Annotated in this window: 15 protein-coding genes; 5 read left to right on the plus strand and 10 right to left on the minus strand. The window is 49.1% G+C overall.

Going from position 1 to position 18,311, the window contains the following annotated elements; translation table 11 throughout:
• Nucleotides 1-3 precede the first annotated feature (3 nt).
• Nucleotides 4-207, minus strand: coding sequence for a (4Fe-4S)-binding protein (locus GC178_13195; GenBank protein MBI1288520.1), 204 nt, complete (start codon nt 205-207; stop codon nt 4-6).
• Nucleotides 208-636: 429 nt separating this feature from the next.
• On the opposite strand from GC178_13195, the gene purT reads away from it, so the two are divergent.
• Entirely contained in the window at nt 637-1,809 is a 1,173-nt protein-coding gene (purT, locus tag GC178_13200) for a formate-dependent phosphoribosylglycinamide formyltransferase (protein ID MBI1288521.1), read from the plus strand.
• A gap of 5 nt (nt 1,810-1,814) precedes the next feature.
• Nucleotides 1,815-2,606: a methyltransferase domain-containing protein gene (locus GC178_13205; GenBank protein ID MBI1288522.1), complete on the plus strand. Its 792-nt coding sequence runs from the start codon at nt 1,815-1,817 to the stop codon at nt 2,604-2,606.
• Nucleotides 2,607-2,680: 74 nt separating this feature from the next.
• Here the strand turns inward: GC178_13205 and GC178_13210 are convergent, their stop codons facing one another.
• On the minus strand, nt 2,681-3,769 hold the full coding sequence (locus GC178_13210) for a GNAT family N-acetyltransferase (protein ID MBI1288523.1): 1,089 nt from the start codon (nt 3,767-3,769) through the stop codon (nt 2,681-2,683).
• On the minus strand, nt 3,738-4,589 hold the full coding sequence (locus GC178_13215; GenBank protein ID MBI1288524.1) for a DUF3473 domain-containing protein: 852 nt from the start codon (nt 4,587-4,589) through the stop codon (nt 3,738-3,740). Before GC178_13215 ends, GC178_13210 begins: the two co-directional genes overlap by 32 nt.
• 190 nt (nt 4,590-4,779) lie before the next feature.
• On the opposite strand from GC178_13215, the gene GC178_13220 reads away from it, so the two are divergent.
• Complete coding sequence (locus GC178_13220; protein ID MBI1288525.1) at nt 4,780-6,195, plus strand: hypothetical protein; 1,416 nt, start codon at nt 4,780-4,782, stop codon at nt 6,193-6,195.
• Between the two features lie 44 nt (nt 6,196-6,239).
• Nucleotides 6,240-7,208 (plus strand): putative sulfate exporter family transporter, encoded by a 969-nt coding sequence (locus GC178_13225; protein MBI1288526.1) that lies wholly within the window; start codon nt 6,240-6,242, stop codon nt 7,206-7,208.
• A gap of 14 nt (nt 7,209-7,222) precedes the next feature.
• Here GC178_13225 and GC178_13230 read toward each other — a convergent pair whose 3' ends face one another.
• The 4 genes from GC178_13230 to GC178_13245 all read right to left on the minus strand — a co-directional run bounded on the left by GC178_13230 (nt 7,223) and on the right by GC178_13245 (nt 10,640).
• A complete protein-coding gene (locus GC178_13230) occupies nt 7,223-7,885 on the minus strand; it encodes a hypothetical protein (protein ID MBI1288527.1) in 663 nt (220 codons plus the stop codon).
• 5 nt (nt 7,886-7,890) lie between these two features.
• A complete protein-coding gene (locus GC178_13235) occupies nt 7,891-8,589 on the minus strand; it encodes a response regulator (protein MBI1288528.1) in 699 nt (232 codons plus the stop codon).
• A complete protein-coding gene (locus GC178_13240; protein ID MBI1288529.1) occupies nt 8,586-9,851 on the minus strand; it encodes a GHKL domain-containing protein in 1,266 nt (421 codons plus the stop codon). Before GC178_13240 ends, GC178_13235 begins: the two co-directional genes overlap by 4 nt.
• A 66-nt stretch (nt 9,852-9,917) precedes the next feature.
• Entirely contained in the window at nt 9,918-10,640 is a 723-nt protein-coding gene (locus GC178_13245) for a hypothetical protein (protein MBI1288530.1), read from the minus strand.
• Nucleotides 10,641-10,808: 168 nt separating this feature from the next.
• Between GC178_13245 and GC178_13250 the strand changes: the two genes are divergently transcribed.
• Nucleotides 10,809-13,685, plus strand: coding sequence for a T9SS type A sorting domain-containing protein (locus tag GC178_13250; protein MBI1288531.1), 2,877 nt, complete (start codon nt 10,809-10,811; stop codon nt 13,683-13,685).
• A 70-nt stretch (nt 13,686-13,755) separates the two neighbouring features.
• Here GC178_13250 and GC178_13255 read toward each other — a convergent pair whose 3' ends face one another.
• From GC178_13255 to GC178_13265, 3 genes are read right to left on the minus strand one after another with little or no spacing between them, the layout of a single operon-like run.
• A complete protein-coding gene (locus GC178_13255; GenBank protein MBI1288532.1) occupies nt 13,756-14,457 on the minus strand; it encodes a DUF1003 domain-containing protein in 702 nt (233 codons plus the stop codon).
• Between the two features lie 11 nt (nt 14,458-14,468).
• Nucleotides 14,469-14,747, minus strand: a complete 279-nt coding sequence (locus GC178_13260; protein MBI1288533.1) for a hypothetical protein — start codon at nt 14,745-14,747, stop codon at nt 14,469-14,471.
• Between the two features lie 12 nt (nt 14,748-14,759).
• Nucleotides 14,760-18,233 carry a hypothetical protein gene (locus GC178_13265; protein ID MBI1288534.1) on the minus strand — a complete coding sequence of 1,158 codons (3,474 nt, stop codon included), beginning with the start codon at nt 18,231-18,233 and terminating at the stop codon, nt 14,760-14,762.
• Between the last annotated feature and the right edge of the window lie 78 nt (nt 18,234-18,311).

Consider the following 18,311-nt stretch of genomic DNA (forward strand, 5'->3'; position numbering starts at 1 on the left):
ATCTTAATCTTTGAGAGAGAGTGCGCCTGACGGACACTTGTTTACCTGTGCTGCAATGGCCTCTGAACTGGCGTTCTCCATTTGGATCCAAGGTTTTTCGCGTGGTTTGAAAACTTCGGGCAGCCCTTTGGCGCAGTTGCCGCAATGGATGCATTTCTCGGATTGCCACACAACTGTGATCTCTCCGTTGGTGTATTCTTTCTTCATGCCACCAAAATAAACCTTTTAGATCTTCAAGGTTTCCCTCCCGGCTCCAGACCTTCAAGGTTTTAAAACAAGGGTGTCCGAAAAGACAATACTGTCTTGGTTTAAGTTCAATGTTCCATTGATGATGGTTGCGGTCGAAATTTCTGATAGACCAAGATCAACGTATTTATAACTCACCCCCGTTCAGCAAGCTGAACTACCCCCTCTCTTTTTTGAAGAGAGGGGGTGTCCCGACTTGTCGGGGCGGGGGTGAGTTGAACATAAAAATTCGTGAAAAATGACATTTTGGACACCCCTGTCTTCAAAACCGTTAAAACGGTTGGTGGCCTGCCGTCAATCAAAGCCCACGATTTAAATCGTGGGCCATGAAGGCCTTACGTAATGCGAAGGTCTGTTCCAACGAACGTATATTCGCCTCAAATTATCGGGATGAGAAAGAAGATTCTGCTCCTCGGAAGCGGGGAATTGGGTAAGGAACTGGTCATTGCGTTGCAGCGTTACGGACAGTACGTGGTGGCGGTGGACAGCTACGCGGGAGCTCCCGCCATGCAGGTGGCGCACGAGTTTGAGGTCATCAACATGTTGGATGGTACGGCATTGGATGCACTGGTGGAGAAGCACCGACCCGATCTGGTCGTACCTGAAATTGAGGCCATCCGCACCGAGCGTTTCTACGATTACGAGCAGCAGGGAATTCAGGTGGTACCAAGTGCGAAAGCGGCCAATTTCACCATGAACCGCAAGGCCATCCGCGACCTTGCCGCCAAGGAATTGGGGCTGAAAACGGCCAATTACCGCTACGCCACATCATCAGGAGAATTGAAAGCAGCAGTTGCCGAAGTAGGAATTCCCTGTGTGGTGAAACCGTTGATGTCGTCTTCCGGAAAAGGACAGTCTTCCATCAAAAGCGAGAAGGAGATTCTGAAGGCATGGGAATATGCCGTTTCGGGTTCACGGGGCGATCTGGTGGAGGTGATCGTGGAAGAGTTCATTCCGTTCGAGTCGGAGATCACGCTGCTGACCGTTTCGCAGAAGAACGGACCGACACTTTTCTGTCCGCCCATTGGCCACCGACAGGAGCGGGGCGATTATCAGGAAAGTTGGCAGCCCGCCACATTGAGCGATGTGGCTTTGAAAACCGCTCAGGACATGGCCGATAAGGTCACGGCCGCATTGACAGGTGCTGGCATTTGGGGTGTGGAGTTCTTTATTTCGGGAGATACCGTCTGGTTCTCCGAACTGTCGCCACGTCCGCACGATACTGGAATGGTAACGCTTGCCGGCTCACAGAACTTCACGGAATTTGAGTTGCATGCACGCGCCATTCTTGGTCTGCCTATTCCAGAGATCACATTGGAGCGTGTGGCCGCGAGTGCGGTTGTGTTGGCTGAATCTGAGGGTTCGGATTACCCAAGTATCACCGGACTGGATGAGGCATCGGCCATTGCTCAAACCAATTTCCGAGTGTTCGGGAAGCCCACTACGCGCAAGTACAGAAGAATGGCCGTTGGTCTGGCGTATGAACCGTTGGGAAGTTCAACCGATTCGGTGCGGAAAGTGGCCAAGCAGGTGGCCGATCTCATTCAAGTGAATCAAGCGTAGTTTCGGTGAACTACAAACTCATCTTTCCTACGTTCCGCAGGCGGTTTCATTTCGTTCGGGATGAACTGCAAAAAATCGGTACCGTCAACGGAACGGCCATCAATATCGGCACAGGCGAAGGTGATTACGACCATGTCATTGCGCAGCACGTTACGGAGTTGGTTTCCACGGACATCAACGAGGATGATATTGCCTTTGCCAAGTTCTCCAATGCCGATGTTTCGAATGTGCGCTACGAGATTCAGGACGCCACGGCACTGACCTATGCTGACAATTCCTTTGACCTTGCGGTCTGTTTGGAGGTCATTGAGCATGTGGATGATTCCGAAAAACTGTTGGCCGAATGCGCCCGCGTGCTGAAACCAGGTGGAATGGCCATTTTCACATTCCCTTCCCTCAATTTCCCTTTCACCTACGATCCCATCAACTGGTTGCTGAAACCGTTCGGGAAGCATGTTCCGATCGGAGCGTATGGTTACGGCCACTTCAAACTCATCGACCCGAAGAAGTTTGTTTCTTGGGCAGAAAGTGCTGGTTTTGAGGTGGTTGAAGAGGCTTTTCTCACGCAACATTTCACCGCCATTTTTGAGTTGTACTACCCAAGCATCATCCAATCCATCCTGAAACCGAATTCGGGCAATACCGAATCGGGTAAGAAGAAGCGGTTTCAAGTGCGGCCTTCACGCGAGGATTCCGTTTTCGGTAAGATCACGGATGTATTGATGTGGATTGACCGAAAGCTGTTCGGGTGGAGCCGCGTTTCCTTCAACGGAGGCTACGTGCTTCGGAAAAAGTGATTTGCACAGAGGAATGATTGAGAAAAAGAGACTCACAGAGTTTCGATTCTCTGTGTAATTGTTTCTTCCGACAATCAGAAAACGTCCCAATCGCCAAGGGTCAGCAGCCAGTTGCTTTCCTGTAGCAGCGGTTTTTCGTCCAAGTTGCTTGAGGTGCGGGCAAGAAGGTTCAGAATACGTGGATTGATCTTGGCTGGAATCTGGTAGAACCCGATTTTGGACAAAGCGGGTAGGAGAGGAGTGATGGCGGAGATGAAGAGCAGATTGAACTCAAATCCTGTCAGTTTTGAATCCTTTCGAACCTGATCGATCAAGAAAAGCAATGAATTTTCATTTCCGTTCAGAAAGACGAAATCCATGATGAGCAGCGCAGGGTTTCCGAGCATTTCGTCTTCCTTCACCACCAGTACAGCCGTCAGTTTTCCCGCTTCGCGCAGCCCAAGAATGTGATGCTTGCCACGCACTGATTTCAAGTAGCGCCAATTGAGCCACACTTTATCGCGTACCAGATGATTTCTGAAAGAGGTGCCATATTCTGTGAAAACGGCCTCCACTTCATCTGTGATCTCTGTGATCCGTTCAACGTTGGCATCGGAGATCTTCTCGCTCTTCGAGAACAGATTCACGAAACCATCGGCAAAGAATCCGATCAGTTTTTCGATTCCAAGCAGATTGATCTTGCTGCGCAGGATCTTTCCTGAGTTTACTGGCCGCAAGTAGGTTGGAACGGCACTCACGGTGCTGAACTTGTTGTATTTCAAGAACGTTCGGATGCTTTTGTCGTTCGGGAATGTGTAGATAAGATCGACCTCGGTCTTGTCAATATCCGCGTTGGCAAACTCGGCCAGTTTTCGGAACAGACCCGCGCCTCGGTAATTCGGGTTCACGGCTACATCCTGAATGTTACCAATGAACTTTTCCTCGCCAGCAATAATGCAGCGGTAAACAGGAATGTGGTAGTAACCGATGATCCTATCACCATCCCAAGCGGCATACACATAACTTTTGCCCGTTGGCAATTGCTTGTACTGCCAATCCCAATACGTCTGATTGTAAATATCAACGTTATGCGCCCCGACCTCGGTCAGAATATTGTGGATCTCCTCAAGCAGCTGCGACTGCTGTTCGGGCTCAATCCTTGAGAATCTCAATGCTGTACTCATTGACGGCTCGTTCTGCTTTGTACTGCTTTACCACGTTGCTCACCGTATCGAATTTGAACTGACCGAGGAGTTTGTCTGTGAACGGAATGGTCTTGTTCAACCGCGTGTAGTGCGTGATCTTGGCCTTGCGCTCCATCTCCACCACAGGGTGATGCGGATCGTATTCCCACGGGTGGATGTAGAACATGTTCACCTTGCCCTCCTTGGCGCGTTGCTTCAGTCCGTTGCTTGTAAGCATGTATGGGAACAGGCGGAAATACGCACCACCGATACCCAAATTCTTGGTCAGCAGTTTGAACGTGGAAACGGGAAATTCGGTCAGTCCGTTCTCCTTGATGGTGAAGATCTCATCGGGCGTGGTGGAAATCCCATAGCGCCACGTTTTCACGGGTGAAATGGAACAATCGATGGTGTAGCCTTCTTCTTTCAGAATATCCAACGCCCACAGGCTCTTATTCGTTACCGAAAAGAACGGAGCACGGAAAGCGACCACAGGCGTTCCCGAAATGTCCTCCAAGACCTTCTTGGTACGGCTTATTTCCTCTCGGAATGCGTCTGGAGAAAGATCGTACACCTTCTCATGCGAATAACCATGGCTTGCCATTTCATGCCCAGCATCGGTTATCTGTTTGATCAGATCGGGGTATTTCTCACCGATCCATCCCAAGGTGAAAAAGGTGGCTTTGGTGTTGTGTTTGGCCAACAGTTCGAGCAATGGGTCCAAGCCTTTTCGGATGCGCTCGGTGTGCTTGGTCCACGATTCGAATGGAAGCTCAATGCCTTGGTACCAGTCTTCCAGATCTACGCTGAATGCATTCATGTGGGAAAGTTATGCAATTAGCCGACTTTGAAGAACGTTGAGTAGATTGTCAACGTCAATGTTCAGGTTTCGAAATAAGGAATTCATAGAGCGCGCCAAAAGAGATAAGATACTCTTGGCGCAGTCCATACTGATCTTTCTGATAACAAGTCTGTCCTTCTATTTTTTCCTCTGGTGTTTTAGAGAGATCATGCGTTTCGGTTCCTATTGGTGGGTTGACCTGACGCCACGCGAATCGTACCTGTACAATTGGCTTTTCGCTTCTATTTCTTCTGTTTGGGGCTTGCAGTCAGGTTTGACCCATTGGTTGCAACATGTGAGTTCAGTTTTTCATGACCCTTCCAAGAGAAGGTTGAGGCGTTCCATTAATGAACAGCGCATCGGCATTTGGTACTTCTTGCATTGGTTTGGAAAACTTGGCTCTTTGATATTGGTGCTTTTTACCTTTTCACAGTTTGGCTTTTACTATTCCCTTGCTAACGATCATTTGTATCTGATTTTTCTCATTCCACTGGTCTTATACCTGGGTTTATGGCCTCTGTTGAATGCTGCGCTTGGAAAATGGTCACAGCGATTGATGCTTGCAGGCTTGGTATTTGTGTTTGGTTTCAGTTCTGTTCTGGCTTCTTTTAACCTTGTTCAAACAGGAAGTTTTGCTGAGAACATGAGAATGCGGAATATTCATTACAAGTATGAGCTAACTGTTCCAGTTAGTAAGACCCACTCTCGTTTAGCTGAAAGATATGCTGAGGATGTCTATATATGCTTTAGGAAAGGAGACACTCTACGATTACCAAGAATTGTAATAGGACCACCGTATGACATTGCGAGGGAATATTCTCTAAGCGAGTTTCAAACTTATCTGAGAAGGATTCAAGATGGATGCAACCCAACTGGGAGATTTCAGCCTCACCCGATAATTTGCCTTCATATCGATAATGATGTTGACATGCGAAAATTGCGAGAGATTAAGGAGAAAATATCCTTATCGGATCTCTTAGAAGTGTTTTACAACACAAATCCTACAGAGTTGAACTTGCATTCTGAAGATCCAGAGATGGCATACTACGGTATCCATTCTGTAATTCCACCGACCTACGAATTTGCCTTTTCAATTGACAGTATCTCTAAAATGAACTTTTCAAGTCCATCGTCCCGTCCGTTGCCCCCACCACCTCCTGCACCAGGGTTTTTGTGTGGTTTTGATGAACCCTGTTTTTCCAGAGCATCAAAAAACATCATGGCCATAACGTTGAAAGGAGATGATCTGCTTCTTAATGGTGAAAAGACGGATGTGACCTCATTTTCAGACGCTGTTCGAAAGCATTTTCTTTCAATGCCTGACAGTGCCATTTTTTGGCTTGACCTGCCTGATGATCGAACGTACGCTGAGTATATCAAATTGAAGGATATGATCTATTCCACGTTTTTGGAAATGAGGTCTGCATATTCGTTAAGAACATACGGCTATCGGTTTGATTCGCCAGAATTAACGGAGGATGAAAAACGGAAAGTGAGAAAGAAGTTCTCCATGCGGGTTTGGGAAACTACGGCTGGTGAGAATCGATTGCGTGCATATAAACGCGAACGGTTTGGGGTAGAGTGAATTGTAGAAGTTCTAAGGCGTTCACTTAGATTTGCCTTCCCCTGATGCAAGCCCTTAAAGCCAAGATCCCTGGATTTGTTGCTGCTGCGTTGATCGCTGGCATTGCTGCGGTCGCTTCCAGTTACATTCCCATGCTGGGAACCATTCTCTTGGCGCTCATTCTTGGGATCCTTCTCGGAAACATGGAATTTGAAACACAAGCACTCAATCCTGGATTGAAATTCACGGAGAAGAAGGTGCTGGAGTTGGCCATTGTCTTGATCGGTTTCGGGTTTGATGGGCAACATCTTTCCAATCTGAGTATGGAATTGGCCGGATCCATTGTGGTCATGGTGGCCGTTACGGTACTGCTGTCAGCCGCCTTCGGTAAGCTCTTCGGTATGGAAGGAAACCTGAGTCTGCTACTTGGCGTTGGCAATGCCATCTGTGGCTCGGCCGCTATCGCTGCTACTGCGCCTGCACTGAATGCAGAAGAGAAGGAAGTGGGGCTTTCCTTGGGCGTGATCAACCTGTTGGGCATTGTCGGTCTGGTGACGTTGCCTGCGCTGTCATATCTGCTTGGGCTGTCCGATTACGATACGGGTTTCCTTATTGGCGGAACATTGCAGTCGGTTGGGCATGTGGCCGCTTCTTCCTTTGCCATGAACGAACGGATAGGAGAGTGGGCCATGGTGGTGAAGATGGGGCGTGTATTCCTGCTGATTCCCATGTTGGTGGTTATGCACTTCATTGGCCGCAAACGGAATCCTGACACGGTCGGACGGTTTCCTTGGTTCATTCTGTTCTTTGCCGCTGCCGTGTATCTCGCTCAGACCGATGTTCTTTCACCATCGGTGATCGGAACACTCGATTCTGCGGGAGAATTCATGTTGGCCATTGCCATGGCGGCCATTGGAATGGGCATCAAGATCAAACCGCTACTCAAACTCAGCGGAAAAGGACTGGCGTTGGGAGCCGTTCTTTTTGTGATTCAGATCTCCATGACGGTTGGTTTCATTCTGGTTCTTCTTTAAGAAGAATGAATCAATCAATAGAAACAATGCAGTTCCAAGGTGTCATCAAGGGCAACCGTAACCGTGGTATCTCCATACATGGTGTAGTTCCACGGACTTGAGTTTTCCGAAAGAGGGATCGATATCTGTCCCGATGATATGGTGCCCAAGATCGTGTACCATCTCACTCTGCTGGGTCTGTTCGGATAGACATACCAATAGCGCGTGGTATCTGCCAATCTGCTATCAAAGGTGCCAAGCAACCTGTTGTACGGATAATCATAGTATTCCATACAATGATGCGTTACCCCAGTAGTGTCGAGAAACACAAGTTTGACAACACTTGACTTAATGAAAGGAACTTCCACTGAAATGGTATCATTCTCGATCAAGGTGTTGCGATCAATGGTCTGCCGTGCAAAATATCTACCTGACCGACTGTGAATGACGGGATCCGACTCATACGGATAGATGCTGTCACATTCTCCAGAGTTGAATGACAGTACATAGTATGATGTGTCATTGCTGAAATCATGCTCGGTTAGCGGCATATTCGGTAATCGTTCCCCCGAGATCGAGTCATACGTAAATCCTTCGATGGCCGCATAGCATCTTGTCGGCATCGGAACATCATACGGATTCTGATTGCACGAAATAATGCCTGTCCCAAGGATCAGTAGTGTAATTGCTCGATTCATACACACTAAGATACCTTCAACCTAAAACCAACCCCATGCACATTCTCTATATGAATGCGTTCATCGGCTTTCAGGTATTTGCGGAGTTTGGAGATGAATACGTCCAAACTTCTGCCTGTGAAATAATCCGTGTTGCCCCATACAATGCTGAGGATGAGGTCGCGCTTCACGGTCTCGCCCACGTTCTGGCAGAGCAGTTTCAGTACATCCGATTCCTTATTGGTAAGCTGCTTTTCTTCTGAACCGTTCTTCAGCAACAAGTTGTACGGGTCGAATAGGAATTTGCCGATCTCATACTCATTCTTCGCCTGACTGTCTGTGTTCGGGTAGCAACGGGCAAGCACAGCCTTGACGCGAAGCAGAAATTCCTGATTGCTGAACGGTTTGGTGATGTAGTCGTCTGCTCCCGTTTGGAAACCTTTGATGCGGTCTGATTCCATGCCGCGTGCCGTAAGGAACATGATGGGCGACTGCGGAACGAGTTCCTTGATCTCCTCGCCAAGCGCATAACCGTCCTTTTTAGGTAGCATGATGTCCAAGATGCTCAGGTGCGGGTCGAACTCCTTGAAGGTCTGAAGTGCAGTAAGGCCATCTTTGCACCAACGTACGGTGTAGCCTTCCATTTCCAAGAGGTCGTTCACCACAAAGCCGAGATTCGCATCGTCCTCGACCAATAAGATTCTATAAACTGATTCGTTCTTCATTTCAAGTAGGGTAGAAAGATAGTAAACGTGCTTCCGCTGCTGTCACTATCAACCTTTACCGTACCGTGGTGCGCTTCTACCAACGATTTGACGTAGTAGAGCCCAAGACCGAATCCTTTTACGTTGTGCACGTTTCCGGTCGGAACGCGGTAGAACTTCTCGAACACTTGGTTCTTCTGCGTGCTACTGATCCCGATGCCGTTGTCTTTCACGGTAATGAAATTGCCGTGTTTTCCGGTAGAGGTTGAAATAGTTATGAGTGGATCTTTTTGGCTGTATTTGATGGCGTTGTCGAGCAGGTTGCGGATAATGTTTGTGAAATGGAGTTCATCCACCTTCATTTCCGGTTTTGTTGCTTCCAGATGATACTCGATCCTTCCGTTTCGGTCATCAAGCAATATCTGCACGCTCGTTGCGGCCTTCTGTATCAGTTCGTGAATGTTGCAGTTGGTCAGGTTCAGGTTGATGTCATTCGTATCGAACTGCGCCATCTGCAACACCTTTTCCACCTGTAGTTTCAGCCGGTTGCTCTCATCCGCTATCATCTGATAATACCGACTGCGTTTCTCCTTGTCGGCATCCAGGTTCCCGGTCCGCAGAAGTTCGGCCGAGGCCGTGATGGTAGAGATCGGTGTTTTGAACTCGTGCGTCATATTATTGATAAAATCGTTCTTGATCTCGGAGAGTTTCTTCTGTTTGAGGATGACCCAGAGCGTGTAAGCAAAGAAGACGATCACCACCAGTAGAATGCCCGAACTGAACAGCCAAATGCTCATCTGACTGATGAGGTAACTGTCCTTATCGGGAAAGTAGATGGCGAAGTAATGGCTGTCGCGGTCCCACTTGGGGCGTATGGGGCGTTCGGTGGCCTTGGTCGGTTCTTCAGACAGGATGACCATGCCGCCATACACCAGACTATCGGTAAAGCAGTCGTAAATGCTGTATTCGAAATTGGTCTTGATGTTGCGGCTTCTGAACTCATCGTCCAGCAGTCGTTCAAGCAGAAACGGATGTAGCGTATCGTTGGTGCTTACAATGAAATAGTTGGAGGCCAACTGCCGTACGGGCGGAACATCGGACGAATCCTTGTTCAGAACCATGATCTCCTTGGCCACGTTGCGCAGTGCCAGACTCACGTGGTCGTTGAATTCGCGCTCGCGCAGATCGAACGCCTTTTCCATCCAAAACAGTTGCGTGGCAAACAACCCGATAATGGAGATGGTTGCCAGCGTAATGACGGTCCGTATGGTTCTTCTGGTCACGCTAAATTCACGTTTGTTTCACGCTTGGTTCTCAGGATGAAAGCACCAATGCAAATCCGACCTGCTCTATTCAAACAGCAGCATCTTTGTGTCCGTGGGACGATATTTCCCAACGCGCTCGCCACCTACGCTCGTAGCTTCCTGCATCTCGGGGCTGTATCGTTTCACCAAGATGGCATCGATCAGGTGTTGGGTCGTATCAATTTTGATCTTGGAAAGATCCAGCGAATCGATGGTGATGGTGGTGGCCAGCAGCGAATCGACCGAAAAATCTCGTCTGTCGGTGTTGCCCGTACCATCAAGGGTCAGTTTTACCGCTTCGAAGGAATCCAACGGCAGTCCTCCTGCCCACATGAAATAGGTGACGGAATCAGAATAGTGCAGCGTATCCAATACCGCTGGGAAATCCACATCATGTATCTCCACGGTATTGGCAAACATGTTCCCATTCAGATCCACCCATGTGAATTCTCCCGAAGGCACAAAGCCGGTCAATTCCATCTGATAGAACGCAGAGTCGGCCAGCCAGTCTATCTCAGTTCCATCAAGCATCACGGTGCTTGGGTCGGAGAGTTCAAGCAACGTTCCTTTTCCGGTATTGAAACGGAATTTGGCCGTGGCGATGGTCTTGTCGGTGTTCTGATCGTACGATAATGCGAAGGATGCCCAGATCTTATCCTGATCGATGTTCTTGGTCACTTCTTTCTTGCAGGAGCTGAACGTCAGAACTACAGCAGAAATAAAAAGAATACTGAGAAGCCTGTTAATTGGAAATACGGTATTGTTCATCTTACCACAAAAGTGCCATTTTTTGGGTTTCAATCTCACCAAACGCATCATTCTGTTACTGTGGCCTTTGTAAGTTTCAATACCATTTGTCTGTTTATTGGGCAATTGAAAGGTGGCGAGATCGTGCCGAAACGCTATTTTCATCACCTCTTACCTGAAATCCATAGCATGAAAAGAAACGTATACCTCCTCACATTTATGTCCCTGATCATTTCGTCAGGAACAACCTTTGCCCAAATTTCCTTTACCAACCACGCTTCTGACCTTACAGGCACGTACCATAGTGGCGTGGCCGTTACGGTGAATGATGCCGACCGGGACGGACTGGACGACATTGTGATCTTGGACAACGCCAAGGACCTGAAGATCGAGTTTCAGAAAATGGATGGCGTCTGGGTCGGATTCGATTCGGGACAGGAAATGGACAATGGCGAAGCGTGGGGCATGGCCGTGGGCGATGCCTCCAACAATGGCCACAGCGATGTGTTCTCCGGCCTTTTTGGAGGATTGCCCGATTATGCGAAGTCGAACGCGGCCGGAACGGCCTACACCATTTCAGAACTTCCAACCTACGGATTGGCCACGCAGTGCGTCAACTTGGCGGATATGGATACCGATGGCGACCTCGATTTCTTCTCCTGTGGCGATACCGGGCCGAGCGGCATCTGGGAGAACGATGGCAGCGGCAACTTCACCTATTCCGGAGACAACATCATCCCAATGACCCCCACGGATAACCCTGGCTGGGGATCTTGGGACGGCTCTGGGAATTACGGCTCTACATTTACGGATTACGACCTTGACGGTGACCTTGACCTCTACATCACGCATTGCCGCCAAGGAGTAGGGAATTCCAGCGACCCGAGACGCATCAACCAGATGTTCATCAACGATGGCAACGGAAACTATGCAGAGGATTTTACCAATGCCAACCAGTTGCGTATCGGTGCTCAATCTTGGACAACCGATTTTCAGGATTTTGACAACGATGGCGATTTCGATGCCTTCATTACCAACCACGATGTGAACAACATGCTGCTGAGAAACGACAATGGCGTATTCAACGATATTTTCTCAGGAAGCGGATTGGACATGACTGTTGGGACACCGATAGAAGGGCTGATGCGCGATTTCGACAACGACATGTATGTTGATATCATCGTTACAGGATCGGACAATATGGAAACCTATGCCCTTTACCACAACAATGGAGACAACACTTTTACCAAGGTCAATGGAGCGTTGGGCGGGTCGGGTCTATACAGTTTGGCCGTTGGCGATCTGAACCATGATGGCTTTCTCGATATCTACGGGAGTTACGCCACCATCTATACAAGCCCATCAAGCACACCGGATGCTGTTTGGATCAACGATGGCAACGATAACAATTGGCTTGCGGTCGATCTGGAAGGAACCATTTCCAACCGAAGTGCCGTGGGTTCTGTGGTAAAGATGTATGGACCTTGGGGCATGCAGGTGCGCGAGGTGAGAAGCGGTGAGAGCTATGGCATCTGCAATTCGCTCATCTCTTATTTCGGGTTGGCGCAGAACACGCAGATAGACAGTGTGGTGGTCGATTGGCCGTCATCAGGAATTCATCAAGTGGTGGAAAATCCTTCTCCGAACCAGTTCCTTAAAATTGTGGAGAATGAATGCGTTGCACCCGAAGCGTTTATCACCACACAAGGCGAAACAGTTCTGTGCCAAGGTCAGACCTTGGATCTGATGGCACCGACCGGAATGAACCTTGGCTACGAATGGTCAACAGGGGAAACAGGGCAGTCGATCACCATAAGTAGTGCCGGCACATACATGGTACGGATCACCGATCTGGATGCCAGCAACAGCGGCTGTTCATCCGTTTCGGCAGCAGTTACGGTAGAGGTTTCTCCAGATGAGACACCGGAGGTTTCCGTGTCCGGAGAACTGACCTTCTGTGAGGGCGGAAGTGTGACGCTCACCTCCACATCGGCTGCTGCCTATCAGTGGTCCAACGGGCTGGGCACCACGCAGAGCGTAGAAGTTACCGAGGCCGGAAACTATTCGGTCACCATTACCGGGGTCTGCGATGACTTTACTTCCGATGCCGTATCCGTGGAGGTTTTGGCAGCACCTGCACCGACAGCCAACGACACCATGATCCCTGTTGCCGGAACCGTTGATCTTACAGCAAGCGGAATTGGCAGCGATTTCAACTGGTATGATCAGCAGACAAGTGGCAATCTGTTGGGTTCAGGAGCAAGCTTCACTACGCCAGTTGTCAGTTCCACCACATCCTTTTGGGTAGAAGAAGTGGTCGATTATCCGGGACAGACCTACTACGGTGCCAAAACGGACAGGACCATGACAGGCGGCCAATACCATAATTCAACGGGTTTCTATCTGATCTTCGATGTGTTGGAGAACATGACCTTGGAGTCGGTGAAAGTTTACACGGATTCCGAAGGAGATAGGACGGTTCTTGTTGAAGACGCAAACGGAAGTACCATCTATTCTCAGACCTTCACCGTGCCTTCCGGTGAGTCGAGGATCAATTTTACCAATTGGGATTTCACTCCCGGAACGGGCTATCGATTCAGGGTTCAAGGAGCAAACCACGGGTTTTGGCGGGACAATAGCGCATCGGGTGTCAATTATCCGTACAATGCTGGAGGATTGGCGGTGGTCACAGGCACCAATGCCAATCCGCCACAGTACTACTATTACTACTACGATTGGGAAGTAAAGGCGCAGGATTTCCAATGTGTGAGCGAAAGGACCGAAGTGGTCGTTTCCATTGGAACCGTTGGAATTGAAGAAGGCGAACTGGCGAATGTTGAAGTTTATCCGAATCCGGCATCGAATTACCTCACCGTAAAGGTTCCAGCGGAAATAGACGGGACGATCGATCTGCAGCTCTTGGATGTGGCTGGAAATCTGGTTGAGAGCCGCACCATTGCAGCCGGCATCACCTCCTTGAACGTCTCATCACTTTCAAGTGGAGTTTATGTGCTGCAGATGCGTTCTGAGAAAGGCATTTACAACCGCAGATTGGTGGTGGAGTAGCACTTTCCAAGAAACATTCAAAGCCCCGTTTGATCGTTCAGACGGGGCTTTTTTCGTTTCAGCATCAGAGCTATTTCCGCTTGTTGTTGTACTCCACCAGTTGGTTGAGGTAATCCAACTGCAGGTCCTGAATTTCAAGCAATCGTTTGTTCTGATGAATGATCATGTGATCGATCTTCTCGTTCAGCAAACGAATTTCGAGTTCTGCTTTCAGGTTCACTTTGAAGTCGTGTTCGCTGCGCATGCGGTCTTTCTGTTCCTGCCGGTTCTGGCTCATCATAATAATAGGCGCCTGTATGGCCGCAAGGCACGAAAGGATGAGGTTGAGCAGAATGAACGGATATGGGTCGAACGCCTTGGAGGCGAGGAATAACACATTGATTATCATCCAAAGGATGAGGAAACTGAAAAACGTGATGATGAACGTCCAACTTCCACCGAACTCAGCGATCCTGTCGGCAATCCGCTGCCCCAGCGTCAGTTCGCTCTCCAGTTCCGGTTCTATGTTCTCAGAAAGGATCTGATTTTCGTTGATGGCCTTCACCACCTGATTCTCCAATTTGTTCAGTTCCCGTTTCTCTTTGGTAATGATGAGTGCCAAATAGCGTTTCCGGTAGTTGTTCAGTTCAGAATTTGAGATGAAATGACCGGATTCGAAATCGGGATGGTCTTTCCGGATAAGCGCGATGATCGGCTTTTTGATCATATCGAATGCCGTGACATCTTCCACCGGAAGTGCCTTCTTAGAAACGTGGCAGGTTTCTTTTTCCATGAGCTGGATGATTACGTGAGTGCGATGATAACGCCAACGGTGATAAGCAGAAGGGTCACGATAGCAATGATCAGATTCTTCAGCCTATCTTTCTTTGCCTTTTGCCGGATCTCCTGTTTTATCTGTTGGAGTTCCTCTTCAGACACTTCTTTGAACTTCAATGGTCCGTGTTCGTGAATGAAGGTTTCCTGATGTTCTTTAAACCGTCCTTGGTGGGATTTTCGGAGCGAGCGGTTCGATTTGCTCCTGTTCATGGCATCTCTCGAAAATCCTCCTCCTCCTCCTGCCATTGTGCGGTCCGTTCAGCTTATCAGTTCCAGTAATGCGCCATTCGGTGTCATTCCGTCTCCACCTTCCGAGAATTCGGGTTTGATGGCGTTGACGAAATACATGTCAACGGCACCTTTGCCTTTGGCATCGCGCTTACCACGGTATTCGCAGTCAAAGTACTTCTTTATCATTTCGTGCGTAGTGCCGGATACGTTTACGCGTCCGGGTTCTGACGATGATTCCATGCGGCTTGCGGTATTCACCGTATCGCCCCAAATATCGTAGGCGAATTTCTTCATACCCACCACACCGGCCGTGAGTGGCCCCGTGTGAATGCCGATGCGTATCTCCAAAAACTCCTCATTGCGCGATTGTTTTTCCGCAGCCACCTGCTTCATGTACTCACGGATCTCCAATGCGGCCAGCGTAATGGCAATGGCATTGCTGTTGTTGCGGATGGGAACGCCACCTGCACACATGTAGGCATCGCCAATGGTCTTTATCTTCTCCAGATAGTATTTACCGATGATCTCATCGAACTTTACGAAATAGCGGTGCAGTTCGCTTACAAGATCCTCGGGTTTGGTCTTCTCTGCAAAGGCAGTAAATCCTTTAAAATCGGTGAACAGCACCGAAACCTGATTGTAATGCCGTGCTGTTGCCTTGCCGTTCTTCTGTAGTTCATCGGCCGTGTCCTTCGGTAGAATGTTCAGCAGCAACTCCTCGGTCTTCACTTTTTCCTCTTCCAGTTCAGCGGTGCGTTCGGCCACCTTTGCTTCCAGAATGCGCTGCGTTTCTTTCAGGCTGCGCTCGCGTATTTTGATGATGGTGAAAATGAGCAGCGTGAGAATGGCCACGTACAACACCAGAAAGTACCAGCGCAAGTACAGCGGCCTCGGTACTTTAAAGGCCAGCGTTTTTATCTCACTCATTTCTCCCAGAATGTTCCTTGCCCGAACTTCAAGGACATAATCTCCCGGTGGAATAATACCCGGATGGATCTCAGGGTCTTCAAGCCATTGACTCCAATTGTTGTACGGTCCCTTTATTCGGAACTGATATTTGGTCCCTTCCTTTTTAAGGTAAAAAGGGGCAGAAACATTGAAAACGAGTGCGTTGCCGTCCGTTTCGATCTTTGTGCTTTCCAACGAGAATGACTGGCCATTGGCATCCACCACCTGACGGATGTAAATGTTGAACTTATAGGCTGATGAGATGTTGGAGTTCTCTACGGAATAAATATCCGAGCTCTTATCGATAACGTAGATGTTACCGTCCTTGTCGGTACTGAGGTTGCGGATGTCTTCAAACAGTTCGAGGTAGGGCAGAAGCGGAATGAATCTTTCTCCATTGAGCACATGCCAACCCAAATTGGAGCGCACCCAAATGATGTCATGGTCGCCCAGAAGATATTCCAATCGGTCCGCCTGTGGAATTTCCGGTAGCGTGGCCGGAAGCACCGTGTCTGCATCGGACACATAATGGAACAGGGCAGAGGGCAACAGGAAATGGATCTTGCCATACGCATTGGTCACAAGTACCCGCTCGTTCAGTACATCAGGAAGTTTGACAAGTTTGGTTTCATTCGGTAGGTAATGATAGGCCCCGTTGTCTGTTCCTGCCCAAACAGAGCCTTCGGTATCTTCAATTACATTGTAGGCCACAAACCGAACAGAATCATTCAGCGCGTGCGATACCCACTTTCCACCTTCATTCTGTTTCAGCTCGTACACCCCGTTCAGCGAAGCGATCAATAGCCGCTTTTCGTCTGCTGATGCTGTGACGTAATTGATGTACATGCCCGGGGCCAGGTTGCTCGAACTCTCTCCTGTAATGTGATACAGCCCATTATTGGTGGCGGCAAATACCTGATCCTGAATGCTGATGAGCTGACGGCACTTGACATCAATGCCTTTCACTTTCTTGAAGAGATAGGAATTGCGCAACGTTTTCAGTTTCTGCTCCTGTGCGGCCACTTTCTTTGCCTGCGATTCCTGTTGCAGCACCTGCGGTTTGTTCCGCTGTCCGCCCGCACTACCCGGAGGCGCGGTCATGCCGCTTCCGGCCGGGCCTGTGGTCGGATTGGGGATCAATGACCTCATCGGATCCGGGCCGCTCTGTTTCTTCGGTTCAGGTTCGGAATCACTGCCGTTCGTGAAAATGTCTTCAATGATCTCTCCGGGAGTCATGTTCTTGCGCTCTTCCCTGCGCTGTTTCCGAATCTCTCGCTTCAGTTCACGGATCTCCTTACGGCTCAGTTCTTCCTTCACTTCAGAAGGATTTTCTTTGAAACGCTCAATGAGTTCGGCCGCTTCTTTCTCTTCGGTGTTCGAAACCTGAGATTCAGGTGGTACATAATTGGAAGCCTGATCCTCTTTCGCCTCCTGCTTCTTGCGCATCATTTCCTCCATCATGCGCTCTATTTCGGCTTGGCTTGTGGCCTGCTTCAGCACAAACACCCCATTTCCCGTGCCTACGTGCAAATGTCCGTTCACAAACAGGCTTGCTGTCAGGTTTCCTTCCAGTCCGGGATAGCCGCTGAAATTCTTTACGGGTTGCGCCAGGTCCACACGGCTCAGACCCGCTTCGTATGCCATCCAAAGTCCTTCATCCCGGTCTTTGCCAAGGCAGAAGATCTCATTGTCACGTGCGCCTGTGGTATAGTCGAACCGATACTTGATGTCGTTGGTGTTGATGTTGGCCACTATTGCGCCTCCCGCAAGCGTGGATATCGCCATCAGCGAATCGTTCAGCAGAAGCCCATCAGAAAGGAAATTATCTGAAACATATTTCCTCAAATGTTCCTTTACCGCGTGGAAAACTCCATCGGAGAAACGGTAGATCACATCACTGTCAAAACCGACATACGTTCCAACTGACGCTTCGAAACTGAAGAGCATCTGATCTTCCGCAACGCGTGTGTAATCACCGATCGGGTTGAGTTTCCCATCCTGCCATTCAAAAAGACCTTCCTGAAAGAAAAGGATGTACAGCTTGCTGTTGCTGATGAAGGCGCCACTGATCAGCTTTTCGGCAAACACGTACGTTTTGGCATTCTCCTTCTGTAGCGGACTGTACTGGTGTATCTCACTTTCTCCTACAAAGTAGATGTCATTGTCGGTGGCAATAATGTGCTGGATGGGCTGCTTTGAATTCAGTCCTTGGATGGACCTGACCTCATACGTTCCCGAATCCGAACGGATGATCTCCATGGCCCCGCTCTTGAGGCCAACGAAGGTCCGGTTGGAAAGCTCGTGCTGGAATATGCGGAGAACGGGCGAGGGTGTGGCGATGCGTTCCCACGTGGCACCATCATAACGCAGCACACCACGCGAAGTGGAGAAGAACATGGCCTCTTCGCTTTCCTGAATGATGCTACCGATCCGTGAATCGCTGTACTGCCGAGAAAGTTCCACTTCGGTCATGAAGGGAAGTCCATCCTGCCCGAAAGCAGTTTGTACAATTGCGAAAAACACAATACACAGAAGGGAAGCTGACCCGCGCATCGCCTCAAAAATAGCCAATGCTTTTGCATGGCCTGCGAATGTGCCAACTAATATCCTTCGGGCTATATTTGGGACGCG

The organism is Flavobacteriales bacterium, assembly GCA_016124845.1.
Taxonomy (GTDB): Bacteria; Bacteroidota; Bacteroidia; order UBA10329; family UBA10329; genus UBA10329.

Bases quoted from the DNA above. Each gene is read 5' to 3' on its own strand.
- GC178_13195 (MBI1288520.1), bottom strand. From the start codon at position 207: ATGAAGAAAGAATACACCAACGGAGAGATCACAGTTGTGTGGCAATCC.
- purT (MBI1288521.1), top strand. From the start codon at position 637: ATGAGAAAGAAGATTCTGCTCCTCGGAAGCGGGGAATTGGGTAAGGAA.
- GC178_13210 (MBI1288523.1), bottom strand. From the start codon at position 3,769: ATGAGTACAGCATTGAGATTCTCAAGGATTGAGCCCGAACAGCAGTCG.
- GC178_13215 (MBI1288524.1), bottom strand. From the start codon at position 4,589: ATGAATGCATTCAGCGTAGATCTGGAAGACTGGTACCAAGGCATTGAG.
- GC178_13220 (MBI1288525.1), top strand. From the start codon at position 4,780: ATGCGTTTCGGTTCCTATTGGTGGGTTGACCTGACGCCACGCGAATCG.
- GC178_13225 (MBI1288526.1), top strand. From the start codon at position 6,240: ATGCAAGCCCTTAAAGCCAAGATCCCTGGATTTGTTGCTGCTGCGTTG.
- GC178_13230 (MBI1288527.1), bottom strand. From the start codon at position 7,885: ATGAATCGAGCAATTACACTACTGATCCTTGGGACAGGCATTATTTCG.
- GC178_13235 (MBI1288528.1), bottom strand. From the start codon at position 8,589: ATGAAGAACGAATCAGTTTATAGAATCTTATTGGTCGAGGACGATGCG.
- GC178_13245 (MBI1288530.1), bottom strand. From the start codon at position 10,640: ATGAACAATACCGTATTTCCAATTAACAGGCTTCTCAGTATTCTTTTT.
- GC178_13250 (MBI1288531.1), top strand. From the start codon at position 10,809: ATGAAAAGAAACGTATACCTCCTCACATTTATGTCCCTGATCATTTCG.
- GC178_13255 (MBI1288532.1), bottom strand. From the start codon at position 14,457: ATGGAAAAAGAAACCTGCCACGTTTCTAAGAAGGCACTTCCGGTGGAA.
- GC178_13260 (MBI1288533.1), bottom strand. From the start codon at position 14,747: ATGGCAGGAGGAGGAGGAGGATTTTCGAGAGATGCCATGAACAGGAGC.
- GC178_13265 (MBI1288534.1), bottom strand. From the start codon at position 18,233: ATGCGCGGGTCAGCTTCCCTTCTGTGTATTGTGTTTTTCGCAATTGTA.